Source organism: Pseudomonas thermotolerans DSM 14292, assembly GCF_000364625.1.
GTDB classification, from domain to species: Bacteria; Pseudomonadota; Gammaproteobacteria; order Pseudomonadales; family Pseudomonadaceae; genus Aquipseudomonas; species Aquipseudomonas thermotolerans.
This window is the reverse complement of the sequence record NZ_KB822617.1, coordinates 25,943-48,570: the sequence shown is the minus strand read 5'-3', so window position 1 is coordinate 48,570 and position 22,628 is coordinate 25,943. Positions and strand designations below refer to the sequence as shown.

Annotated in this window: 20 protein-coding genes and 1 pseudogene; all 21 read right to left on the bottom strand. The window is 65.7% G+C overall.

Annotated features, from left to right (window positions below; all coding sequences use genetic code 11):
• Window positions 1-2: 2 nt before the first annotated feature.
• The 21 genes and pseudogenes from fliI to flgG all read right to left on the bottom strand — a co-directional run bounded on the left by fliI (window position 3) and on the right by flgG (window position 22,588).
• Window positions 3-1,349: a flagellar protein export ATPase FliI gene (gene fliI / locus H165_RS0113970; RefSeq protein WP_017939560.1), complete on the bottom strand. Its 1,347-nt coding sequence runs from the start codon at window positions 1,347-1,349 to the stop codon at window positions 3-5.
• Window positions 1,339-2,136: a flagellar assembly protein FliH gene (gene fliH, locus H165_RS0113965; protein ID WP_017939559.1), complete on the bottom strand. Its 798-nt coding sequence runs from the start codon at window positions 2,134-2,136 to the stop codon at window positions 1,339-1,341. The genes fliI and fliH overlap by 11 nt, the downstream gene beginning before the upstream one ends.
• 74 nt (window positions 2,137-2,210) lie before the next feature.
• Window positions 2,211-3,227 (bottom strand): flagellar motor switch protein FliG, encoded by a 1,017-nt coding sequence (gene fliG / locus H165_RS0113960; protein WP_017939558.1) that lies wholly within the window; start codon window positions 3,225-3,227, stop codon window positions 2,211-2,213.
• Complete coding sequence (gene fliF / locus H165_RS0113955; protein WP_017939557.1) at window positions 3,220-5,016, bottom strand: flagellar basal-body MS-ring/collar protein FliF; 1,797 nt, start codon at window positions 5,014-5,016, stop codon at window positions 3,220-3,222. The genes fliG and fliF overlap by 8 nt, the downstream gene beginning before the upstream one ends.
• 15 nt (window positions 5,017-5,031) lie before the next feature.
• Window positions 5,032-5,361: a flagellar hook-basal body complex protein FliE gene (gene fliE / locus H165_RS0113950; protein WP_017939556.1), complete on the bottom strand. Its 330-nt coding sequence runs from the start codon at window positions 5,359-5,361 to the stop codon at window positions 5,032-5,034.
• A gap of 192 nt (window positions 5,362-5,553) precedes the next feature.
• Complete coding sequence (fleR, locus tag H165_RS0113945) at window positions 5,554-6,945, bottom strand: sigma-54-dependent response regulator transcription factor FleR (protein WP_017939555.1); 1,392 nt, start codon at window positions 6,943-6,945, stop codon at window positions 5,554-5,556.
• Window positions 6,942-8,171: a sensor histidine kinase gene (locus tag H165_RS0113940; protein WP_017939554.1), complete on the bottom strand. Its 1,230-nt coding sequence runs from the start codon at window positions 8,169-8,171 to the stop codon at window positions 6,942-6,944. Before H165_RS0113940 ends, fleR begins: the two co-directional genes overlap by 4 nt.
• Window positions 8,172-8,385: 214 nt before the next feature.
• Window positions 8,386-9,858: a sigma-54 dependent transcriptional regulator gene (locus H165_RS0113935; RefSeq protein WP_017939553.1), complete on the bottom strand. Its 1,473-nt coding sequence runs from the start codon at window positions 9,856-9,858 to the stop codon at window positions 8,386-8,388.
• Window positions 9,859-10,107: 249 nt separating this feature from the next.
• Complete coding sequence (gene fliT, locus H165_RS0113930) at window positions 10,108-10,404, bottom strand: flagellar protein FliT (protein ID WP_017939552.1); 297 nt, start codon at window positions 10,402-10,404, stop codon at window positions 10,108-10,110.
• Window positions 10,405-10,418: 14 nt separating this feature from the next.
• Window positions 10,419-10,805, bottom strand: coding sequence for a flagellar export chaperone FliS (fliS, locus tag H165_RS0113925; RefSeq protein ID WP_017939551.1), 387 nt, complete (start codon window positions 10,803-10,805; stop codon window positions 10,419-10,421).
• 105 nt (window positions 10,806-10,910) lie between these two features.
• Complete coding sequence (gene fliS / locus H165_RS0113920) at window positions 10,911-11,288, bottom strand: flagellar export chaperone FliS (protein ID WP_026146636.1); 378 nt, start codon at window positions 11,286-11,288, stop codon at window positions 10,911-10,913.
• 2 nt (window positions 11,289-11,290) lie between these two features.
• Window positions 11,291-12,724 carry a flagellar filament capping protein FliD gene (gene fliD / locus H165_RS0113915; RefSeq protein ID WP_017939549.1) on the bottom strand — a complete coding sequence of 478 codons (1,434 nt, stop codon included), beginning with the start codon at window positions 12,722-12,724 and terminating at the stop codon, window positions 11,291-11,293.
• 90 nt (window positions 12,725-12,814) lie between these two features.
• On the bottom strand, window positions 12,815-13,165 hold the full coding sequence (locus H165_RS0113910; protein ID WP_026146635.1) for a flagellar protein FlaG: 351 nt from the start codon (window positions 13,163-13,165) through the stop codon (window positions 12,815-12,817).
• Window positions 13,166-13,239: 74 nt separating this feature from the next.
• A complete protein-coding gene (locus H165_RS20265; RefSeq protein ID WP_420493625.1) occupies window positions 13,240-13,740 on the bottom strand; it encodes a flagellin in 501 nt (166 codons plus the stop codon).
• 60 nt (window positions 13,741-13,800) lie between these two features.
• Window positions 13,801-14,718, bottom strand: a pseudogene (locus H165_RS20260) (flagellin N-terminal helical domain-containing protein); the annotation flags it as partial.
• Window positions 14,719-15,175: 457 nt separating this feature from the next.
• Entirely contained in the window at window positions 15,176-16,429 is a 1,254-nt protein-coding gene (gene flgL / locus H165_RS0113900; protein ID WP_017939546.1) for a flagellar hook-associated protein FlgL, read from the bottom strand.
• Window positions 16,430-16,578: 149 nt separating this feature from the next.
• Window positions 16,579-18,594, bottom strand: coding sequence for a flagellar hook-associated protein FlgK (flgK, locus tag H165_RS0113895; RefSeq protein WP_017939545.1), 2,016 nt, complete (start codon window positions 18,592-18,594; stop codon window positions 16,579-16,581).
• Window positions 18,595-18,606: 12 nt separating this feature from the next.
• Window positions 18,607-19,746, bottom strand: coding sequence for a flagellar assembly peptidoglycan hydrolase FlgJ (gene flgJ / locus H165_RS0113890; RefSeq protein ID WP_017939544.1), 1,140 nt, complete (start codon window positions 19,744-19,746; stop codon window positions 18,607-18,609).
• Window positions 19,747-19,755: 9 nt separating this feature from the next.
• Entirely contained in the window at window positions 19,756-21,069 is a 1,314-nt protein-coding gene (locus H165_RS0113885) for a flagellar basal body P-ring protein FlgI (RefSeq protein WP_017939543.1), read from the bottom strand.
• 8 nt (window positions 21,070-21,077) lie between these two features.
• Window positions 21,078-21,770 carry a flagellar basal body L-ring protein FlgH gene (flgH, locus tag H165_RS0113880; protein WP_017939542.1) on the bottom strand — a complete coding sequence of 231 codons (693 nt, stop codon included), beginning with the start codon at window positions 21,768-21,770 and terminating at the stop codon, window positions 21,078-21,080.
• A 32-nt stretch (window positions 21,771-21,802) separates the two neighbouring features.
• Complete coding sequence (flgG, locus tag H165_RS0113875; protein WP_017939541.1) at window positions 21,803-22,588, bottom strand: flagellar basal-body rod protein FlgG; 786 nt, start codon at window positions 22,586-22,588, stop codon at window positions 21,803-21,805.
• Between the last annotated feature and the right edge of the window lie 40 nt (window positions 22,589-22,628).

Sequence of the window (22,628 nt, the reverse complement as noted above, 5' to 3'; positions counted from 1 at the left end):
GATCACTGGGAGAACACCGTGGCCAGCTGCGCCTGGCTCTGCGCCAGATCGACGCTCTCGCGCAGGCCCTGGCGGAGGAACTGCTGCATGGCCGGCAGGCGGGCGATGGCCAGGTCGGTTTCCGGGTCGCCGCCGGCCACGTAGGCGCCGACGCTGATCAGGTCGCGGCTCTGCTGGTAGCGCGACCACAGCTGCTTGAAGCGCTGCGCCTGGCGCAGATGCTCCTCGCCGACCACCTGGGGCATCACCCGGCTGATCGACGCCTCGATGTCGATCGCCGGGTAATGGCCCTCCTCCGCCAGCCGGCGCGACAGCACGAAGTGGCCGTCGAGCACGCCGCGCGCGGAGTCGGCGATCGGGTCCTGCTGGTCGTCGCCCTCGGACAGCACCGTGTAGAAGGCGGTGATGGAGCCGCCACCGGCCTCGGCATTCCCGGCGCGCTCGACCAGCTTGGGCAGCTTGGCGAATACCGAGGGCGGATAGCCCTTGGTCGCCGGCGGCTCGCCGATGGCCAGGGCAATCTCGCGCTGGGCCTGGGCGTAGCGGGTCAGCGAGTCCATCAGCAGCAGGACGTTCTTGCCCTTGTCGCGGAAGTATTCGGCGATGCGCGTGCAGTACTGGGCGGCGCGCAGGCGCATCAGCGGTGCGTCGTCGGCCGGCGAGGCGACCACCACGGCGCGCTTGAGGCCCTCCTCGCCGAGGATGTGGTCGATGAACTCCTTGACCTCGCGGCCACGCTCGCCAATCAGCCCGACCACGATGATGTCCGCCGAGGTGAAGCGGGTCATCATGCCGAGCAGCACCGACTTGCCCACCCCGGTGCCGGCGAACAGTCCGAGGCGCTGGCCGCGGCCCACGGTGAGCAGGCCGTTGATGGAACGGATGCCGACGTCCAGCGGCTGACTGATCGGATCGCGCTTGAGCGGGTTGATCACCGGGCCGTCCATCGGCACCCAGTCCTCGGCGCGCATCCGGCCCTTGCCATCCAGCGCGTTGCCGGCGCCATCGAGGACCCGGCCCAGCATGCTCATGCCCATCGGCAGGCGGCCAGTGTCGGGCAGCGGCACCACCCGAGCGCCGGGAGCGATGCCGGCCAGCGAGCCGACCGGCATGAGGAAGATCTTGCTGCCGGAGAAGCCCATCACCTCGGCCTCCACCTGCGCCGACTGGTAGCCGCCGTCGTTGATCACCAGGCAGCGGCTGCCCACCGCGGCACGCAGCCCCTCGGCCTCCAGGGTCAGGCCGACCATGCGCAGCAGGCGGCCCTCCACTACCGGCTGGGCGGGCAGGTGCACGGCCTCGGCATAGCCGCTCAGACGTCTGGCGAAGCTGGTACGCTCAAGACGCATCGCCGGCCTCCAGGTCGATGGCGATGTCGCTGGGCAGCGGATGCACCGCCTGTTCGCGCTGCTGCTCGAAGAGCTGCTTGACCGCCTGGACCAGGCGCGTCTCGATGCTCGCGTCGATGCGGCTGTGCTCGGTTTCGACGCGGCAGCCGCCGGGCAGCAGCGACTCGTCCTCGATGATCCTCCAGCTCTCCTCGTGGCGTTCGCGCAGCGCCTTGACCACCGCGAAGTCCTGCGGGTTGACGAAGATCCGCACGTTGTCGGCGCCCATAGGCAGCAGCTTGAGCGACTCGCGCAGGACATGGCGGACCTGGCTGGAGTCCAGGGCCAGCTCGCGCTGGATCACCTCGCGGGTGACGATGTTGACCAGAGAAAGCAGCGACTGCTCGATCTGCCGGTCCTGCTCGGCGATGGGGTCGAGCAGCTGGCTCATCAGGGTTTCCAGGCTGGCCAGCCGGGCAGCGAGGACCTGCTCGGCCTCCTGCCGGGCCTTCAGTTGGCCGGCGTGGAAGCCGTCCTTCTCGCCAGTGGCGAAGCCCTCGTTGTAGGCCTCCTGACGGATCGCCTCGAGCTCTTCGAGCGTCAGCGGCTTGACGGTCTCGACCGGCACCTCCTCGCTGACCTGCGGCTCGGGCTCGGCAGGCGGCTGTTCCGGCTCCGCGAGCGGGGCCTCCTCGACCACGCTGACCACCGCGCCGGCGTCGGCATCGAAGCTCGGCAAGGCCCAGCGGTCGAAGACGCTGATGTCCTGGGCGCGGATCAGTTCGCTGGGATTGTCCTTGTTCGGCATGGTTCGGGTTCACTCGGTACCTGGTGCGGAGGCTTTGCGGAATGACGGATGGCGCCGACGGCCGGCTGCTCAACCTACAGCATTTCCTCTCCGCCCTTGCCGCTGAGCACGATGTCGCCGGCCTCGGCCATGCGCCGGGCGATGGTGAGGATTTCCTTCTGCGCCGCCTCGACTTCGCTGACCCGCACCGGGCCGCGCGCCTCCAGGTCGTCGCGCAGCAGTTCGGCGGCGCGCTTGGACATGTTCTTGAAGATCTTCTCCTTCACCGCCTCGTCGGCGCCCTTCAGGGCCAGCACCAGCACGTCGGAGGAAACCTCGCGGAGCAGCGCCTGGATGCCGCGGTCGTCGACGTCGGCGAGGTTGTCGAAGACGAACATCAGGTCCTCGATCTGCGCCGAGAGGTCGGCGTCGACCTCTCGGATGGCATCCATCAGCTGGCCTTCGATGGAGCTGTCCAGATAGTTCATGATGTCCGCCGCGCGCTTCACCCCCCCCATGGAGGTGCGCGAGCTGTTGGCGCTGCCGGAGAACTGCTTCTCGAGGATCTGGTTGAGCTCCTTCAGCGCCGCCGGCTGCACGGTGTTCAGCGAGGAGACACGCAGGAGGATGTCTAGGCGCACCTTGTGGTCGAAGTGGCTGAGCACCTCGCTGGCCTGATCGGGGTCCAGGTAGGCGACCACGATGGCCTGGATCTGCGGGTGCTCGTAGCGGATCACGTCGGCCACCGCGCGCGGCTCCATCCACTTCAGGCTGTCCAGGCCGCTGGTGCTGCCGCCGAGGAGGATGCGGTCGATCAGGTTGCCGGCCTTGTCCTCGCCGAGGGCCTGGGTGAGCATGCGGCGAATGTAGCTGTCGGAGCCGACGCCCAGGCTGGTCTGGTCGCTGACCAGCTCGACGAACTCCCCCATCACCTGCTCGACCTGCTCGCGCTGGATGTTGCGCATCTGCGCCATGGCCACGCCGACCCGCTGCACTTCCTTGGGCCCCAGGTGGCGCAGCACCTGGGCGGCATCGGTCTCGCCGAGAGACAGCAGGAGGATGGCGGCCTTGTCGACCTTGCTCAGCTTGGTAGCGACGCGATTCTCAGTCATCGGCGTTGATCCACTCTTTCACGACTTGGGCGACCCGGCCCGGGTCCTCGGCGACCAGGTTCTTGATCGCGTTCAACTGTGCTTCGTAACCCTCGGTGGCGCTCGGCAGCATCAGCGGCTGCGGACCGCCCAGGCTGACGCGGTCGGCGGCCAGTCCGTCCATGTCGCCGAGCTGCAGCTCGCCGTCCCCGTCCTCCGCGGCCTCCGCCAGCTCCTTGCTCTTGCCGCCGCCGGTGATGTTGTTGAGCACCGGACGCAGCACGCCGAACACCAGCACCAGGATGAACAGCACGCCGAGCACCTGCTTGACGATGTCCCAGAACCACGGCTGGGTGTAGAAGGGCACGTCGAGCACTTCCTCGCTCTGCGTGGCGGAGAACGGCGTGTTGATCACGCTGACGCTGTCGCCGCGGCTGGCGTCGAAGCCTACCGCATCCTGCACCAGGCGGGTGAAGCGGGCGATGTCTTCGGCGCTCCAGGGGGTACGGGTGGTCTCGCCGGTCTTCGGGTCGACGCGGATCTGGTCGTCCACCACCACGGCGACGGAAAGCCGACGCAGGCGTCCGGACTGCTGGCGGGTGTAGCTGATCGAGCGATCCAGCTCGAAGTTGCGGGTCGCCTGCTCGCGCTTGTCGGTCGGGTACGGTGCCAACTTCGGCTGACCGGTGGCCGGATCGACTACCTGCTGGCCGTTGGCGTCCACCAGCGGCTGGCCCGGCGGTACCGGCCCGCCGGCCGTCTGCGCGGCGCCCACCGCCTGCTGCGGCGCGGCACCGGCGGCCGGCGGCTGGTTGGACAGCGCCCCGGGCACGCCCTGCGGCGGCAGACTGCTCTGGCGTTCCTCGTTGACCCGCTGCTCGCTGCGCAGCGCCGGCTGATCGGGATTGAACATTTCCGAGGTGGACTCCACCGCACTGAAGTCCACGTCCGCGGAGACCTCGGCCTTGTAGCGGCCGACGCCGAGCACCGGACGCAGGATGTTGTCCACCCGCTGGCTCAGCGAGCCTTCCAGACGGCGGGTGTAGTCCAACTGCTTGCCGGCCATGGTCAGCTCGGAGAGCTCCTGCTGATCGGAAAGCAGGTTGCCCTTCTGGTCGACCACGGTGACCTGCGACTTCTCCAGTTCCGGCACGCTGGTGGCCACCAGATTGACGATCGCCATCACCTGGCTGGGCTCCAGGCTGCGCCCCGGGTACAGCTCCACCAGCACCGAGGCGCTGGGCTTGCGCTCATCGCGGACGAACACCGAGCTCTTCGGGATGGCCAGGTGCACGCGGGCGCCCTTGACGTTGTTCAGGCTGGCGATGGTGCGCGCCAGCTCGCCTTCCAGGCCGCGACGGTAGCGGGCGGCTTCCATGAACTGGCTGGTGCCGAGGCCCTGGTCCTTGTCGAGGATCTCGAAGCCGACATTGCTGTCCTGCGGCGCGATGCCGGCGCTGGCCATCTTCAGGCGCGCTCGCGCCAGGTCCTCGGCTTTGACCAGCAGGGCGCCGGAGTTGGGTTCGATGCGGTACTTGATGTCGGCAGCACTCAGCGCCTCGGTGACCTGGTTGGCATCCACCCCGGCCAGGCTGCCGTACAGCGGCCGGTAGTCGGGCTGCTGCGACCAGAGCACCACGGCGAAGCCTATCGCCACGCTGGCAGCCAGACCGACCAGCAGGCCGATCTGCCGCAGCATGCTCATCTCGGCAAGGTTCTCCAGGAAGGACAGGCCGAACAGCGGCTTCTTCTCCAGGGTCTCCGAAGCGTCCGTCTTGGCGGGAGTGTTGGCGATCACTGCATCAGACATGGGTCAGCCTCGTCCTCAAACCGGCATCTGCATGATGTCCTGGTACGCCTGGACCAACTTGTTGCGTACCTGGGTCAGTGCCTGGAAGGACACGGTGGCCTTCTGCTGCGCGATCATCACGTCGGTCAGGTCGACACCGCTGGTACCGATCTCGAAGGCGGTGGCCAGTTGGTTGGAGACCTGCTGGGTCTCAGCGACCTTGTTCACCGCCTGGCCCAGCATGTCGGAGAAGCTCGGCACTTCCGCCTTGGGCGCAGCCGCCGCCTGCCTGGCACGGGCCATCGCCTCCATCTGCATGGAGCGCATTTCCAACATCAGACGATTGAATTCGACACCCTGGCTCATGACTTCCTCCGCTAGCCGCGGTTTTTTGACGCCGCCGGCACTGTGCGGGGGTATTTGCAACTAGGGTGCCAAGTGCTCTCGACTGCGTGGCAAAGCCCTGGAAACCGGGCAGAAACGCCGGGCCCGCCTCTCTCGCTGGAAAGAGGCGGGCCCTGGGAAAGGTCGGAAGACGCGGCCGGTCGGCCGCTGGGCTCAGCTGGCGAACAGGTAGGCTTCCACGTCCATCCCCGCGTCGCGCATCTGGGCCAGCTTGTAGCGCAGGGTGCGCGGGCTGATGCCGAGGCGCTCGGCGGCTTCCTTGCGGCGCCCGCGCTCGGCGCGCAGGGTGTCGATGATCTTCTGGAACTCCACGCGGCGCAGGTCGTCGCCCAGGCCACCACTGCCCTCCTCCGCCGGCCCGGGCGCGGCGACCGGAACTGCCGGCAGCGTCGGAGGATTGACGGGAGCCAAGCCGATGGACGCGCTCAGGCACAGGTCCTGGGGCTGGATCAGCCCGCCCTGCTGGAGGATCAGCGCGCGCTGGATGGCGTTGTCCAGCTCGCGCACGTTTCCCGGCCAGGCATGGGCCAGCAGACTCTGCTGCGCCTCGGTGGAGAAGCGCACCCCGGCCAGCTTCATCTTCCGGGCGTGCTTGGCGAGCAGACGTTCGGCCAGCGGCAGGATGTCGGAAGGCCGCTCGCGCAGCGGACGCCAGGCCATCGGGAACACCGACAGCCGGTAGTAGAGGTCCTCGCGGAAACGCCCGGCGGCCACCTCGGCGGCCAGGTCGCGGTTGCTGGTGGCCAGCACGCGGATGTCCAGGCTGATCGGCCGGCGTCCGCCGACCCGCTCCACCTCACGCTCCTGCAGCACGCGCAGAAGCTTGGCCTGCAGCGCCAGGGGCATTTCGGAGATCTCGTCGAGGAGGATGGTGCCGCCGTCGGCCAGCTCGAACTTGCCCGGCTGGGCGGCGATGGCGCCGGTGAAGGCGCCCTTCTCGTGGCCGAACAAGGTGGCCTCCAGCATGTTGTCCGGAATGGCCGCGCAGTTGATGGCGATGAAGGGGCCGGCGGCGCGCGGCGAGCGCTGGTGGATGTAACGGGCCAGCACCTCCTTGCCGGTGCCGGATTCGCCGGTGATCAGTACCGTGGAATCGCTCTGCGCGACCCGCGCGGCCAGCTCCAGCAACTGCCGGCTGGCCGGATCACTGGCCACCGGGCCGTCGTCGTCGGTCTGCCCCAGGCGCCCCAAGGCATGACGCGCCACCAGCTCGAGCAGCACCCGGGGTTCGAAGGGCTTGACCAGATAGTCCACCGCCCCCTGGCGGATGGCGTCCACGGCACGCTCCACGGCGCCGAAGGCAGTCATCAGCAGCACCGGCAGCTGCGGGTAGCGGGCACGGATGTGGCCTAGCAACTGATGGCCGTCCATGCCGGGCATGTTGACGTCGCTGATCACCAGCCCGAAGGCCTCACGCTCCAGCGCCTGCAGCGCGGCTTCCGCGCAGTCCACCGCCTGGTAGGCGTGGCCGCCCAGCTCCAGGGTATCGGCCAGGGCCTCGCGCAACGCGCGGTCGTCTTCGACCAGCAGGACTTTGACAGTCATCGGGATTCCTCCTGAACCGGGTGAGCCGCCGGCAGCAGCGGCAGCAGCAGGCTTGCGCAGGTACCACGGCCGGGACGCGACTGCAGGCGCAGCTCGCCGCGATGGGCGCGCGCCACGGCCTTGACCACCGCCAGGCCGAGCCCGGTGCCGGTGGTCTTGGTGGTGAAGAAGGGTTCGCCCAGGCGCGCCAGGGTGACGGCATCGATGCCCGGGCCGTCGTCGCTGACGCACAGGCGCAGGTTGTCGCCGCGCCGGTAGAGATGGATCTTCAGGCGCGCCTCGCGGCCGGCGGCCTGCACGGCGTTGTCGATCAGATTGAGGGCGGCGCCGACCAGGGTGTCGCGGTTGCACAGCACCTCGCCGTCGCGCGCGTCGCACTGCCAGCGTACCTGCAGGCCAGCCAGATGCGGCTCGGCGGCGGCGCGCAGGGCGGCGAACAGGGCCTTCGGACTCAGCCGGTCGGGCAGCGGCAGGTCGCCGCGGGCGAACACCAGCATGTCACGCACCTGGTTCTCCAGCTCCTGCAGGCGCTCCTTGAGGCGCCTGGCGAAGCGCTGTTGCTGATTCACCTCCAGGACCTGCTCGCTGAGGTGGCTGGCGTAGAGCATGGCCGCCGACAGCGGCGTGCGGATCTGATGGGCCAGCGAGGCGACCATGCGTCCCAAGGCTGACAGCCGTTCGTTACGGGCCAGCTGATCCTGCAGGCGCCGGGTTTCCGTCAGGTCGTTGAGCAACACCAGTTGGCCCGGCTCGCCGGACAGCGAGCGGGTGGAGATGGACAGCCGGCGGCCGTCCCTCAGGGAAATCTCGTGGCCGTCGTCCTCGCGTGGCGCAAAGCAGCGGGCGATCACCTCGCGCCAGAGCATGCCCTCCAGCGGCTTGCCGAGCAGGCTGACCGCCACCGGGTTGGCCTCGCGCACCACGCCCTGGCCGTCGATCACGATCACCCCGCCGGGCAGCAGGTCAAGCAGGCTCTGCAGGCGGTGGGCCAGGCGCTCCTTCTCCGCCAGCTCCTGCATGCGCTGGGCGCTGACCAGGGCGAGCTGGCCCTTGAGGTCGGCGACCCGCTCCTCCAGCAGGCTGTAGGACTCGCTGAGCTGACTGGACATCCGCTCGAACAGCGCCAGGGCCTGCTCGATGCCGGCCTGGCTCGACGCCGCGGCCGCTGGCAGAACCTGGGCCGGAGCAAGGGAAGGAACAGCGGATTGCTGGGCAGCGTGACTCATGCTCATCTCTCTGTCTCGAACCGTCAGTAAACGGTTGGTCGACAGGGCTATAGCAAGCAACGTGCCTGAAATTTTTACCTTTTAAATCATATAGTTGTAAAACACACGTCAAATCCGTGACGGCTCCGGCACGATCCGGCGCCTTTCCCGGCCGCAATGAAAAAGGCGCCACCACGGGGTGACGCCTCTTCCATTCCGACGTGGAGCCTGCGGCCTAACTCTGCTCGGTCTCCTCTTCACGGCGTGTCATGCCGTACTTGCGCATCTTCTCCACCAGTGTGGTGCGGCGAATGCGCAGGCGTTCGGCGGCCCGCGCCACTACGCCGTTGGCATCGTCCAACGCCTGCTGGATCAGGCCCTGCTCGAGGTTGCCCAAGTAGTCCTTGAGGTCCAGCCCCTCCGGCGGCAGCATGGCGGTGCCGTTCAGCCCCGGCAGGTTGCCGGCGGCGATCGCCGCGCGCTCCTCCACTTCCTCGCGGATGCTGGCCAGCTGTTCGTCCTCGTCGTCGACGTGGCGGAACTTCTTGGGCAGCTCGGACACGCCGATCACCCCGTAGGGATGCATGATCGCCATGCGCTCCACCAGGTTGGCCAGCTCGCGCACGTTGCCCGGCCAGTCGTGGCGGCACAGCGACATGATGGCGGCGGAGTTGAAGCGAATAGAACCGCGCTTCTCCACCTCCAGACGGGAAATCAGCTCGTTGAGCAGCAGCGGAATGTCCTCGACCCGCTCGCGCAGCGGCGCCATCTCGATGGGGAAGACGTTGAGGCGGTAGTAGAGGTCTTCGCGGAAGGTCTCGGCCTCGATCATCTGCTCGAGGTTCTTGTGGGTGGCGGCAATGATGCGCACGTCCACGGTTTGCGTCTTGTTGCTGCCGACCCGCTCGAAGGTGCGCTCCTGCAGCACGCGCAGCAGCTTGACCTGCATCGGCAGCGGCATGTCGCCAATCTCGTCGAGGAACAGGGTGCCGCCGTTAGCCAGTTCGAAGCGGCCGGCGCGGCTGGTGATGGCCCCGGTGAAGGCGCCCTTCTCGTGGCCGAACAGCTCGCTTTCCAGCAGCTCGGCGGGAATCGCCCCGCAGTTGACCGGAACGAAGGGCGCATTGCGGCGCTTGGAGTGGTAGTGCAGGTTGCGCGCCACCACTTCCTTGCCGGTACCGGACTCGCCCAGGATCAGCACGCTGGCATCGGTGTCGGCGACCTGCTGCATCATCTGCCGCACCTGCTGGATGGCACGGCTGGTACCGACCAGGCTGCGGAACAGGTTGGGCTCGCGGGAACGGCCGCGCTCGCGGGCCTGGTCGTACATCTCGCGGTAGACCTGGGCACGGTGCAGGGAATCGACCAGCTTGCTGTAGCTCGGCGGCATCTCCAGGGTGGCCAGGACGCGGCGGCGCTGCTCCTCGGTCCACTCCGGCGGTGGCGGTTCGCCGATCAGCAGGATGGGCAACTGCTCGTCCCAGTTGGCGAGCTGCTTGAGCAGCTCCAGCGCACCGCCCTTGGCGCTGGCTTCGCCGAGCATCACGCAGGTCACTTCGCGCGGGCTTTCCAGACTCCCCACGGCCTCCCGCCATTCGCGACTGTCGCAGGCGACGTGCTCTTCCCCCAGAAAATTCAGGATGACCGCCAGGTCACGGCGACGCTCACTGTTGTCGTCAATCAGCAGAATCTTGGTTTCACGCCACATCTTTCTCTGATCTTTGCAGGAGGTGTGAGAGCGGCTGGCCCGCTGGTGAAGCCCAGAACGCGCCATCATTTAGCCACTAGTAAAGTCAAAAAAGACTCTAGAGTCAAATTTATGGCGTGATCTTTCCGAACAATCCCCGAAAACTCGGGGCGGGTACGGACCTGGGAAGGATGGGCACGATAGCAAAATTGCCGGTTTGCGGCCACCAGACAATCGGCTGAGCCCAGCAGCCGACTGCCTGGTGCGGGATCAGCCGAACAGTTGGTAGACCTTGGCGCCCTGACGGGAATGGTTGAGCTGAACCAGCTCGCCAGCCAGGCGCTTCTGCTCCTCCTGGCACAGGGTGACGAGCTCGCGGTACAGCTCGAGCAACTCCTCCATGCGCGCACGCAGCAGTTCGTCGTCGCGCGTCGGTTCCGCCATGGCCTCTTCCACGGCCTGACGGCACTGCATGTCCAGCTCGCCGATGGCGGACCAATCCTGGCTAGCCAGCGCACTGCGCAGGGCACTGCCGGTTTCTTCCAGGAGCCGTACGGATGGATTCATGAAGGTTTCCTCGCTCAGGCCGCGGGGGCGATGGCGTCCCAAGCGGACTTGATGGTGCGCAGCAGCCCGGCCACTTCGTCGAGCTTGGCGAAATCGTTCTCGCGGTTGGCCTCGAACAGGCGGGCGCTCATGTACTCGTAGAGGCGGTCGAGATTCTGCGCCAGCTCGCCGCCGGCTTCCATGTTCAGGCCGTCACGCAGACCGCCGATGATGGCAATGGCCTTGCCGATCAGCTCGCCCTTCAGGCCGACTTGCCCCCGCTCCATTGCACCGCGAGCCTGGGCCAGACGAGTCAGACCACCTTCCATCAGCATCTGGATCAGTCGGTGCGGACTGGCCTCGACCACCTGGGCCTGGGTGTTCACGGTCTGGTATTGGCGCAGTGCAACCATCGCATTCATGTGGTATCGCCTTGATCACTGACTGGATACCCGATGTATCGGCCGGAGCGATCGAAGCTTTAGGGTTTTGGATGTATTCGCGCCGACGCACTGAGGGGAGCGCCGTCACTCCACTCGTTCGGGCCCAATGGCGTCCCAGGCCAGCTTGATCTCACTGAGCAGTGCCTCGACCTCATCCAAACGACGCGGCGTGTCGTCCAGGGCGACTCCGGCCAGCCGCCGAGTCATGTAGTCATAGCGGGCATCAAGGTTGGCGGCGATCTCGCCACCCAGCTCCCTGTCCAGCCCGGCCTGCAGCGCACCGATGATGCTCAGGGTGTCGCTCACGGCCAGGCCCCGGATATCCGAATTGCCCTGCTGCTGCGCCCAACGTGCGAGGGAAAGGCGTTCCAGCGCGCCGCCAAGCAGCATCTGCACGGCCCGGTACGGAGAAACCTCAGTGCTAGGGCTGCCCCGCCTATAGGTGTCGAGTGAATTGCTCATGCTCAGCTGTCGCTCTTGATCAGGCCGGGCAGGCTGGCGAGGGACTGCGCCAGGCGGCTGCTGGTCTGGTTGAGCTGGCCGACCAAGGCATCCATTGCGTTGAACTGTGCCAGCAGACGGGCCTGGAGTTGCTGCATGCGTCGAGCGAGCACCTCGCGTTGATCGTCCACGGAACTGATGGTCTTGTTCAGGCCGCTCAGGCGCTGTTCCAGCACGCCATCGGTTTTGGTGTAAGGGTCAAGCTTGGCATCCAGGCGACTCATCAGTCCGTTGTCGCCGGTGAAGAAGCTGGTCAGTGAGTTGAAATTTTCGTTCAACGCCCTGTCCAGTTTGCTGTCGTCGATCTTGAGAGTCCCGTCCTTCTGGGTAGTGATGCCCAAGTCAGCCAGGATGCGAATTCCATCGCTCTCGTCGCCGGAAACCTTCACCAACTCATTGCGGGCCGTAGTAAGCAGATTGCGAACGGATGCATCCCCCACCAACGCTGCCGTGACCGGGGCCTTGTCCTCGCCCACACTGGCTACGGCAGTCAGGGTAGCGGCCGTATTCATCAACTTGTTATAGGCATCGACGAACTTCTTGATGGTGCTGGTAACCCCCGCCTTGTCCCGATCCACGGTCAGGGTGACCGGCTTTCCAGCCTCGGTGGTAGCGACCAGATTGAGAGTCACCCCCTCGATGGCACCTGCCACGTTGTTGGTCGCACTTTTCAGTGCCAGACCGTCGATGCTGAACTCCGCATCGGCGGCCATAGATATGTAACTGACTCCCGCTGCCGGATTGCCGGCATCGTAGGTCGGGATGTCCAGTGCAGCGAGATCCCCGCCGGGATTGCCGTCGGCATCGAACGCCTGGATGGTCAGGTCGTTGCCCGCTCCTGTCTTGCTGGAGGTGAGTACCAGCTGTGAAGTGTTGGTTTTGGGATCGGTGACTATGTTGGCACTGACGCCTTGCTCCTTGAGCTGGGCATTGATGGCATCACGAATTTCCTTGAGCGTTGCACCGGCCGCCACCTCGATGGCGGGGAGGGCCTCGTCGCCCATGCTGATGACCAGAGATCCGCCACTAGCGAAGCTGTGCTCCCCCCCACCACTGACGGCCGCAGTGGCCACCTTGCTGGAGGTCGCCAGGCGACTCACTTCGATCTTGTAGCTGCCTGCCAGCGCGTCCTTGCTGGCGGAGGCGCTGACCAGCTTGGAGTCGGAGGAGGTCGCACTCCACTTTTCGAAGAGTTCCGGCTTGTTCAGATCCTTGAGCACGCTCTGCAGGTCGGCAATGGCACTCTTGAGCTGGCCGATACCGGTGATCTTCGCCGTGGTGGCCGACTCCAGACGCGACAGCTGCGCTTCCTTGGGTGCCTTCTCGGCCGCAACCAGACTCGAAACGATGGTTTGGATATCCAAGCCGGAGTTGTAGCCGTTGATGGTCGTCGCCATGTGCCTTACCTCGTCAGTTCATTGACGCGAATTCCATTGATGCAGGCATGCAAGCAAAAGTCGTGCTGGTTTGCCCATTTCCCGGAAACGTCAGGCCTGTGCCTTGAAAAGCAGGCTACGTGCCTCTTCCAGACGCTCGGCCAGACGCAGCGCTTCCTCGGACGGGATCTGGCGGATCACCTCGCCGGAGGAAGCATCGGTCACCTTGACCACGAGCCGGCCGGTGGAATCGTCCAGGGTAAAGTTCAGGTTGCGACTGATGCTCTGGGTGAAGGCCTGCATGGTGGTCACGACCTGCTCTACCGTCTGCTTCGCAACCTGCCCCTGAAGCTGCCCGGCTCCGGATGCACCCGACTCGCGAGCATGGGCGCCCGGTGTCGAGCCAGGCAAGCGAAGGCCGGGAGTGATGGACAGGCCGCCGTTAAGGTTCGAGAAATCCATCGTCATTAACCCTCATGGCAAGACGGGGAGAAGCGCAAGCGCTTCCCCCCGTTTTCTCGCATCGGCGTCCGGACTTAGCGGAGCAGGCTGAGCACCGCCTGCGGCAGCTGGTTGGCCTGGGCCAGGATCGCCGTGCCAGCCTGCTGCAGCACCTGGTTCTTGGTCAGGTTGGCCGTTTCGGCAGCAAAGTCGGTGTCCTGGATGCGGCTGCGTGCGGCGCTCGCATTCTCCGCAATGTTCTGCAGGTTGGCGATGGTGTTGTCGAAGCGGTTCTGCACGGCACCCAGCTCGGCACGGGCGCTGTCAACGAAGCTCAAGGCCTTGTCCAGTACTTTCAGAGCCTTCTGGGAACCGATCTGGGTGCTGATGTCGATCTTGCTCACGTCATTCAGAGCAGAGACATTGACACCCGTGTTACCTTCCAAGGTAACGGCAGAGGCTTCGGTGGTGAACGACTTGGCACTGCTCAGTTCGACGGTACCCACGGCACGAGCCGTTTTGTTGGTGTTGTCCAAAATTGCGGTTGCGGAAGTGAGCTCCTTCTCTCCGGAGTAGTCGTAGACCTGCAACGTCATCGAACCGCTCCCTGCCTCAAAGCCACCGATCTCGATGTCATCGCCGTTCTCGCTGACCAGCTTGATTCCGCTGCCATCCACAGTAGCGGTAATACCCGTCTTGCCACTTTCACTGTTGATGGTACGCGCCAGCTCGTTCAGATCACCGTTCGCGACAGTTGCCCGGATAGTGACGGGAGAAGAAGCATTGCTGCCGGCAAGAGTGAACTTGTAGGTATCATTAGCAATGCCCGACAGACCAACAACGGTGCGGGCATCCGCCGTTACGCCAGTCGAGCCTGCGACCGCGTTGATTGCATCGGCAACCGACTTGGCCGATCCGGACACCTTCACCTTTTCCGACTTGAGCCCCTGGATGGTCAGGTCGGCGGTAACACTGTTAGCTGCCAGGGCCGTACCAGCCTCAGCACTACCGAGCTGGTCAACCTTGTTCGCGCCAGCAGCGGCGTTCAGACTGCGCTGATAGGCCCCCATATCATCGGCACGGAAGCTGCTCAGCGTGACATTGATGGTTTCGAAGGCATTGGCGCCCACCTGGAAGCTCTGGCTGCCGAAGGTGCCATCGAGAATCTTGCGACCGCCGAAGCTGGTGGTATCGGCAATACGGTTCAGCTCCTGCTGGAGAGCGGAGACTTCCTGCTGCAGAGCCGCACGCTCCGTGCCGGAGTTGGAACCGTTGGCCGACTGCAGAGCCAGGTCACGCATGCGCTGCATGATGTTGGTGGACTGCTGCAGGGCACCTTCGGCAGTCTGGGCCAGGGAGATACCATCATTGGCGTTACGAACGGCAACGCTCAGACCGTTGATCTGGCTGGTCAGGCGGTTGGAGATCTGCAGACCGGCAGCATCATCCTTCGCGCTGTTGATGCGCAGACCGGTGGACAGGCGCTGCAGGGAGTTGTTCAGCGAGCTGGACGACGCATTCAGGTTGCGCTGGGTGTTCAGCGAAGCGACGTTGGTATTGACGGTCAAGGCCATGATGGGGTCCTCCGAGGACAGTCTGTTTGCCTGAGCTTGCGACCTTCGGGGAGCAGTTCCCAGGCACCCGTAAAGTTCGCATTCGTTTCTTTTATCGGCGCTTTCCTACGGACCTTTAGGGGACTTTCGGAAAATTTTTGTGGCCTGCCATTTCGGGCGCCCCCTCCTGGCCAGGCCACCCAAGTGACCTCGGAAACTTCAGTAGAAGCTCCCTCCGGCCCATTGGCATCAACCGCATGCTGCGCCGCTGCGCCCTGCGCTTCGGCAAGGCCGCTTACCCGGGGTTTCGGCACCGGAAAGCTTTTCTTTAGGGCAGATTTGCTGCGGCAACATCGAAAAGGCGGGAGAAAGCCTTGCAGACGACGGAGCGACTCGGTCCGGTGGCTGGCGGCGTCCAGCCCGTCACCGAAACGGAGTCGCCCTCGGGCGGGTCGAGGAAAAGCGGGGCGGCAAGCGACTACTTGAGGTGATTGAACAAGTTCAGGCTGCTGATCTTCACGTAGCTCTGCTGAGCCGCCTCGAGAATGATGGACTGGAACGACAGACGCGACAGCGCCTCGGCGTAGTCCAGCTCGCGCAGGTCGGCCTGCACCGACTTGTTGACCAGAGTGACATCCTCGTTGTCGGTCAGGGTCGACTCCACCACGTTGAGGCGGGCGCCGATCTGGCCGCGAGCCTGATCCAGAGCGGTCATGTTGTTATCGAGGTTGGTGACGGCCAGCCCAACGGCATCCCTGATGTCACGGTTGCCTTGCGGAGAGTCGACGCCCTCTTCCAGCGCCTTACGCAAGGCGGCCACGGTATTGAGAATGCCCACCCTGTTATCCGGCGCGGTGGCCGGATCGGAGTCGGGTCCGGTGATGGTGTAGGTGGAAGGCACAGTGGGCGTGCCGTTCACGTAGAAGGCCACGCCGCTGTAATGCAGCAGATTGTCCTTGCCCTCGACCAGGCTTCCGGTGATCGGCGTGCCATCCACCGGTGGCGGGCCGGCATCGACCGGGGTCAAGGTATAGCTCAGTGGGTTGTCCGGATCGGTGAACTCCAGGCGGATGCCGCCGGTGGGGAAGTTGACGAAGGAAACCTCGTCATCGACCAGCGCCCCGCTGACGGTGCCGGCCGGCGTCCCGGCAATGCTCAGCCGCCCCGCATTGCGGCCACCCTCGAAAACGGCCCGGCCGCTGTCGCTGATCGGCAGCTCCAGAGAACTGGCGACCTGCAGTTTCCGCTGTCCGTCATCCCCCTGATAGACGTAGGTGCCATCGGCGTTACGCAGGAAAGGCTGTGTCTTGCCCTGGAAGCCGGAGAACAGGTACTCGCCCCGCGCGTTGCGGGTGTTCATCAGGCTCAGCAGTTCATCCTCGCGCTCGGCCAGTTCAGCAGCGATGGACCTGCGATCTTCTGCGCTCAGAGCTCCATTGCCGGCCTGCAGCGCCAGCTCGCGTACACGCTGCAACACGTTGTTGACCGAGTTGAGGGTCGATTCTTCCTGGCTGAGGCTGTTCTTCGCCGCTGTCAGGTTGGCCTTGTACTGACCAAGCACATTCTGCTGCTGCTCCAGCTGCAGCAGCCGCACGGAAGCAACGGGATCGTCGGCCGGAGTGAGGATGCGGCTGCCGGTACTGATCTGTTCCTGGGTGCGGGTGACGTTGGCGTAGTTGCGCTGCAGGCCGTTGACGCCGTTGTTGAACGCCTGGAGTGTGGAGATACGCATACTCGTGCCTCTGGTTGGTCGGTACAGGGCAAATCCTCTGCCCTACTCCTATTGTCTTCCCCTGAAGGAAAGCCTGGTGATTCGACGGGGGCCTGCCCCCCCTATCCCAGTCTGCCCAGGAACAGGCGCTGGGTACCGGAGCCTCTGCCTCAGCGGAAGGCTCCCAGCAGGGTATCGAACATGGAGCGGGCAACTTGAATGATCTGCGCCGAGGCACTGTAGTACTGCTCGAACTTGATCAGGTTGGCCGCCTCCTCATCCAGGTTCACCGCCGACAACGAGTCGCGGTTGTCGGTGGCCTGCTTCAGGATCGTCGAAGTGGCTTCGCTGTCCAGGCGGGCCTGGGCGGTCAGGGTACCGACCCGCTCGACCAGGTCACCATAGCCATCGGAAAAGGTCACTCCGGTCGTGTCTGGAGAGCCGGGGTCGATGCCGATGGTGGCCTTGTTCTGCAGGCCCGCCAGCTTCAAGCCGTTACGGTTGTCGGATACGCCCTTGTCGTTGAACGCCACGCTGAAGGTGTCGCCATTCTCCGGACGGCCGCTCAGGGTCAGGCGCAGGCTGCTGCCGTCCGCCAGGGTCAGCTGGTAGGTGTTGGTCTGGCCGCTCAGGAAAGTGGCCGGGGTGGCTGGCGAGCCGTCGTTCGGATTGATCCGCGTCAGGGTCGCGCCGGCCGGCAAGGTGAAGTCGCCAGTGCCCGCATCGTAGGTCAGGCTCACCGGCAGTGCGCCGGTCAGGCTGGCAAGGTTCAGGGGCGATTGCAAATCCGGCTGGCTGATCGCCCCGGTACCGCGGTTCTGCGCATTGGCCTCACTGCGCACCGGCGCGGCCAAAGCGAGCTGATCAGGCTGATCCAGTACGCTCGAGATGTCCGCCGCACCACGGCGGGTCGGCTGGAGCAGGAAGCGGTCACCCGCCGCGGGAGCCGGCGTACCGATCTCGACCTGAAAGCCCTGGTCACGACCGTTGGGGTCGCTGAAGCTGAGGGTGCCTGGCGGGTTCTCGACGACGCTCATCACCACGTTGTCGCTCAGCCGGCGCGCGCTGTAGCTGGTGCCGTCGAACTCCAGACGATAGTCGCTGGTGGTCAGCGCCGTGGTGTCGGTGATGTTCAGCCGGGGCTGAGCGGCGCTGGTGTTGGTCGAGAAACTCTGCACACGCAGCCTGGCCAGGCTCGGGTCGTTGAAGTCGCCGAACAGCTTGGCGCCGACCTGCCCCTTGAGATCGAGCCCCTGGGCGAGCTGTCCGTTGACCTGGTCGCTGATTGCCAGGGCCAGACGCCCCAGGGCATTCATGGTGTTGTCCAGCACTTCCTCGCGGTAGCGGATCAGACCGCCCAGTTCGCCGCCGGTGATCTGAGTGGTGATGCCCTGACGCGAGCCGCCGCTGACGAACTGCACCTCGAAGCGATTCGGATCGCCCTGCCCCGGCACCACTTCCAGGCTATTGGCCCTGGAGCCGATGACCAGTGGCTGGCCAGTGCCGATGAACACGTTGTGCGCCCCATCATCCTGGACCACCACGTTGACGCCGATGTAGCTGGACAGCTGGCGGATCGCCTCGTCGCGGGCATCGAGTAGGTCGTTGGGCTGGTGGCCGCTGGCGGCAGCCTTGGCGATGGCATCGTTGAGGCTGGCAATGGAGCCAGCCAGGCGATTGATCTGATCGCTCACCGCGACCATCTGCTTGTTGGTGAAGCTGTTCTGCTCGTTGAGGCGGTCGTAGACGGTGTTGAAGCGGCGTGCCAGGCCTTCGGCCTCGGAGAGCACCAACTGCCGGGCTGGAATGTTCGAAGGGTCCTCGGCGGCGCTCTGCAGGGACGAGAAGAACGACTGCAGGGATGGCGTGATGCCGGTGGTGGAGCCAGCCAGCAGCGAGTCGAGCTGGTCGATCTGGCTCTTGTAGGCGGCCACGTCGCTGCTCAGGGCGGTGGCCGAACGCAGCTGGGTGGTGAGGAATTCGCTGTAGGTGCGGCGGATGTCGGTCAGGGTAGTGCCCGAACCGAGGTAGCCGGCGCCGTTGAATTGCGGCGCGCGGGTCACCTGCATGGCGTCCTGACGACTGTAGCCGGCGGTATTGACGTTGGTGATGTTGTGGCCGGTGATGCTGAGCTGGGTCTTGCTCGCAGAGAGTCCGGACAGCCCGATGTTCAGGAGATCAGCCATGAGAGTCCCTTATCAGCTCGTGGGCGCGCCGCCGGCAGCGGCGATGGTCTGGTAGGTCTGCATCTGGCGGGCGATCTGCGACACCTTCCGCGCATAGTTCGGGTCGGTGGCATAGCCGGCGCGCTGCAGTTCCTGGACGAAGCGCTCGGGGTTGGCGGTGCTGCTCAGCGCGGTACGGTAGCGGCCGTTGTCGCGCAGGAAGTCCACGTAGTCGTGAAAGCTCTGCCGGAAGGAATCGTAGGCGCGGAAGCTGGCCGCCTCCTTCACCGCCTGGCCGCCCTTGTATTCGGTGGTCAGGGCGCGGGCCGACTTGCCGTCCCAGCCGTGGGCCTTGATGCCGAACAGGTTGTGGCTGCTGCTGCCGTCCGCCTGGCGCAGGATGGATTTGCCCCAGCCGGTTTCCAGGGCGGCCTGGGCCACCAGGTAGCGGGCGTCGAGGCCGATCTTGGCGGCGGCCTCCTCGGCCATCGGCAGCATGGTGGCGACGAACTCGGCCGGCGAGTTGAACGCCGACCTGCCCGGTGCCAATGGCGGCTGGGCCAGGCGGCGCCCTGCGAAGGCATCGGCAGTCTCCAGTTGCTTGCCTTCCGGTGCCGGGTAGACCTTGGCCGGCGCCCAATCGTCCTGGGCCAGCGGCTGGCCGTCGGCCGGACTGGCGCTGGGCACGATGCCGGCCAGCAGACGGTCGGTGAGCTTGCCCGGCAGGGCCAGGCGGCGCTGGTTGATCAGCTTGGAGTCGTCGCGACTGCTGTCCACCGCCGGCCGCTTCCGGGCCTCGGTCTTGGCCACCTCGCTCACCCCGATCTCGGCGAAGGGATTGAGCCGCGCGCTGCCTTTCTTCAGCTGCGAGAGCTGGCGCACCAGCACGTCGGCGAGGCCCATGCCCTTATCCTTGGACATGCTGATCGCCAGCTGCTGGTCGTGCATGTCCTGGTAGAGCTTGGTTTCGTTGCTGTTCATGAAGTTGCCCTCGGCGAACACCTCATTGGCCGAGCGCATCGCCTTGAGCATCTGGTTGAGGAACAGCGCCTCGAACTCCTGGGCCACCTTGCGCAGGTTGCCTTCGTTGTCGCCACCGACCTTGAATCGGTTGAGGCGGTTGAGGTCGGTGTAGGCGCCGGAGTCGATGCCGGCAGGCAGCCTGGAATTCATGTCGCCTCCTCAGATCACGATCAGCTCGGCCTGCAACGCGCCGGCCTGCTTGAGGGCTTCGAGGATGGCCATCAGGTCCGACGGCGAGGCGCCGACCTGGTTCACCGCGCGGACGATCTCGTCGAGGCTGGTGCCGGGAGCGAACTTGAACATCGGCTTGGCTTCCTCGCTGGCGTCGATCCGCGAGCGCGGCACCACGGCGGTCTGCCCGCCGGAGAAGGCGTTCGGCTGGCTGACGATGGGGTCCTCGGTGATCGCCACGGTGAGGCTGCCGTGGGTCACGGCGGCCGGCTGCACGCGGACGTTCTGGCCGATCACGATGGTGCCGGTGCGTGAGTTGATGATCACCTTGGCCTGCGCCTGGCCGGCCTCGATCTCCAGGTTCTCCAGCACCGACAGGTAGTCGACGCGCTGGCCGGGATCCAGGGGCGCGCTGACCCGCACCGAGCCGCCGTCGATGGCCTGGGCCACACCGGGGCCGAGCAACTGGTTGATCTGGTCGACGATGTTCTTCGCGGTGGTGAAGTCCGGGCGGTTGAGGTTCAGCACCAGGCTGTTGCCCTGGTCGAAGCCGCTGGGCACCGGGCGCTCCACGGTGGCGCCGCCGGGTATCCGCCCGGTGGACGGCACGTTGACGGTGACCCGCGAGCCGTCGCCACCCTCGGCGTCGAAGCCGCCGACCACCAGGTTGCCCTGAGCGATGGCGTAGACGTTGCCGTCGATGCCCTTCAGCGGGGTCATCAGCAGGCTGCCGCCGCGCAGGCTCTTGGCGTTGCCGATGGACGACACGGTGATGTCGATGGTCTGCCCCGGCTTGGCAAAGGGCGGCAGCTCGGCGTGCACGGACACCGCAGCGACGTTCTTCAGCTGCACGTTGCCGACACTGGCCGGCACCTTGATGCCGAACTGCGCCAGCATGTTGTTGAAGGTCTGCAGGGTGAACGGCGTCTGGGTGGTCTGGTCGCCGCTGCCGTTGAGGCCCACCACCAGGCCGTAGCCGATCAGTTGGTTGCTGCGCACGCCCTGGATGCTCGCCAGATCCTTGAGGCGTTCGGCGTGGGCCAGCGGGCTGAGCAGCAGGCCGAACAGCAGGGTCGCCAGCAGCAGCCAGTCGTTGGCGCCACGGCGGCGGTAGGCGCGCCAGTTGCTGGCGAACTGCTGCCGGCAGGAATGGCTGCGGGGCGCCGCTTCACGCTCTGCACGCGACCGGTCCGGCTGACGGCGCAGGCACAGCGCCGGGGAGGCGTCTTGCCGCGGGCCCAGGGCGAAGGCTTGGCGGGTCGAGCCCGATTCCATCAGCGACTGCCAGGATTTCATCTGCATCCCCCTGCTCAGAACGGCCACAGCGGACTCATGAAGAAGCGGTCCAGCCAACCCGGCTGACTGGCATCGGCGAAGGCGCCGGTGCCGGAATAGGTGATGCGCGCATCGGCCACACGGGTCGAGGGCACGGTGTTGTCGGTGGCGATGTCATCGGCGCGGACCAGTCCGGCGATGCGCACCAACTCGTCGCCGGTGTTCAGGGTCATCCACTTCTCGCCGCGCACGGCGAGGATGCCGTTGGGCAGCACCTCCGAGACGGTGACGGTGATCGAACCGATGAGGCTGTTGCTCTGCCCCGCCTTGGCGTCGCCCTTGGTGTCGCGCTCGGCACCGTACTGGGCGCTGAGGTCCAGGGAGCCGCCGGTCAGCGGGTTGCTGGCACGCACTCCGGCGCCGAACAACGAGGTCAGGCCGATCTTCGAGCTGCTGTCCTTCTGCAGCTGGGAGTTGGCGTTCTTGCTAGCCTGGGTGCGCTCGTTGAGGGTGATGGTGATGATGTCGCCCACCCGATACGCCTTGCGGTCGGTGTACAGGTTGGTCTCGAAGCCGGGCTGGTAAATGGCGCCGTTGTTCTGCGCCACCGGCTGCGGCGTGCGCGGCAGCACCGGGGCGTAGTAGGGATCGTTCGGCTTCGGCGGCGGCGCCACGCAGCCGGCCAGGGTCACGGCGGCGAGCAGCGGGAAGATGGACAGCCGGTTCATTGCTTAAAACCTCGCGGCGGGCGACTCAGGCGCTACAGATTCTGGGACACGAAGCCGAGCATCTGATCGGCGGTGGAGATGACCTTGGAGTTCATCTCGTAGGCGCGCTGGGTGGTGATCATGTTCACCAGTTCCTCGACCACGCTGACGTTGGAGTTCTCCAGGGTGTTCTGCAGCACGGTGCCCAGGCCGGTGAGTCCCGGAGTGCCGACCTGCGGCGCCCCGCTGGCGGCGGTTTCCAGGAACAGGTTGTTGCCGATGGCCTGCAGGCCGGCCGGGTTGATGAAGTCGGCGATCTGGATGTTGCCGAGGATCTGCGGCTGCGGGTCGTTGGCGGTGGTCACCGACACGGTGCCATCCTCGCCGACGGTGAAGGTCTTCACCTCGTTGGGCAGGACGATGGCCGGCTCCAGCGGCAGACCGTTGGAGGTCACCAGCTGGCCGTCGGAGTTGAGGTGGAAGCTGCCGTCGCGGGTGTAGCCGATGGTGCCGTCGGGCATCAAGATCTGGAAGAAGCCGCGGCCGTTGATGGCCATGTCCAGCGGCTGCTCGGTGGTCTGCAGGCTGCCAGCGGTGAATATCTTCTGGGTGCCGACGATGCGCACGCCGGTACCCAGCTGCAGGCCGGAAGGCAGCTGGCTGTCCTGGCTGTTCTGGCCACCGGGCTGGCGGCGCACCTGGTAGAGCAGGTCCTGGAACTCGGCGCGGTCGCGCTTGAAGCCGGTGGTCGAGACGTTGGCCAGGTTGTTGGAGATGGTGGACAGGTTCATGTCCTGGGCGGACAGGCCGGTCTTGCTGACCCAGAGTGCCGGAATCATGTTCTTTCTCCCTCGGGCGCCGGATTCATGGCGCCGCGTT

What these genes read in the sequence shown, in the direction of transcription:
- fliF (WP_017939557.1), bottom strand. Translation starts at nt 5,016, where the DNA reads ATGTCTGATGCAGTGATCGCCAACACTCCCGCCAAGACGGACGCTTCG.
- flgG (WP_017939541.1), bottom strand. Translation starts at nt 22,588, where the DNA reads ATGATTCCGGCACTCTGGGTCAGCAAGACCGGCCTGTCCGCCCAGGAC.
- fliT (WP_017939552.1), bottom strand. Translation starts at nt 10,404, where the DNA reads ATGAATCCATCCGTACGGCTCCTGGAAGAAACCGGCAGTGCCCTGCGC.
- fliI (WP_017939560.1), bottom strand. Translation starts at nt 1,349, where the DNA reads ATGCGTCTTGAGCGTACCAGCTTCGCCAGACGTCTGAGCGGCTATGCC.
- flgH (WP_017939542.1), bottom strand. Translation starts at nt 21,770, where the DNA reads ATGAACCGGCTGTCCATCTTCCCGCTGCTCGCCGCCGTGACCCTGGCC.
- fliH (WP_017939559.1), bottom strand. Translation starts at nt 2,136, where the DNA reads ATGCCGAACAAGGACAATCCCAGCGAACTGATCCGCGCCCAGGACATC.
- flgK (WP_017939545.1), bottom strand. Translation starts at nt 18,594, where the DNA reads ATGGCTGATCTCCTGAACATCGGGCTGTCCGGACTCTCTGCGAGCAAG.
- H165_RS0113885 (WP_017939543.1), bottom strand. Translation starts at nt 21,069, where the DNA reads ATGCAGATGAAATCCTGGCAGTCGCTGATGGAATCGGGCTCGACCCGC.
- fliE (WP_017939556.1), bottom strand. Translation starts at nt 5,361, where the DNA reads ATGAGCCAGGGTGTCGAATTCAATCGTCTGATGTTGGAAATGCGCTCC.
- H165_RS0113910 (WP_026146635.1), bottom strand. Translation starts at nt 13,165, where the DNA reads ATGGATTTCTCGAACCTTAACGGCGGCCTGTCCATCACTCCCGGCCTT.
- H165_RS20265 (WP_420493625.1), bottom strand. Translation starts at nt 13,740, where the DNA reads ATGACGTTGCAGGTCTACGACTACTCCGGAGAGAAGGAGCTCACTTCC.
- fliS (WP_017939551.1), bottom strand. Translation starts at nt 10,805, where the DNA reads ATGAATGCGATGGTTGCACTGCGCCAATACCAGACCGTGAACACCCAG.
- flgJ (WP_017939544.1), bottom strand. Translation starts at nt 19,746, where the DNA reads ATGAATTCCAGGCTGCCTGCCGGCATCGACTCCGGCGCCTACACCGAC.
- fleR (WP_017939555.1), bottom strand. Translation starts at nt 6,945, where the DNA reads ATGACTGTCAAAGTCCTGCTGGTCGAAGACGACCGCGCGTTGCGCGAG.
- fliG (WP_017939558.1), bottom strand. Translation starts at nt 3,227, where the DNA reads ATGACTGAGAATCGCGTCGCTACCAAGCTGAGCAAGGTCGACAAGGCC.
- fliD (WP_017939549.1), bottom strand. Translation starts at nt 12,724, where the DNA reads ATGGCGACGACCATCAACGGCTACAACTCCGGCTTGGATATCCAAACC.
- fliS (WP_026146636.1), bottom strand. Translation starts at nt 11,288, where the DNA reads ATGAGCAATTCACTCGACACCTATAGGCGGGGCAGCCCTAGCACTGAG.
- H165_RS0113940 (WP_017939554.1), bottom strand. Translation starts at nt 8,171, where the DNA reads ATGAGTCACGCTGCCCAGCAATCCGCTGTTCCTTCCCTTGCTCCGGCC.
- H165_RS0113935 (WP_017939553.1), bottom strand. Translation starts at nt 9,858, where the DNA reads ATGTGGCGTGAAACCAAGATTCTGCTGATTGACGACAACAGTGAGCGT.
- flgL (WP_017939546.1), bottom strand. Translation starts at nt 16,429, where the DNA reads ATGCGTATCTCCACACTCCAGGCGTTCAACAACGGCGTCAACGGCCTG.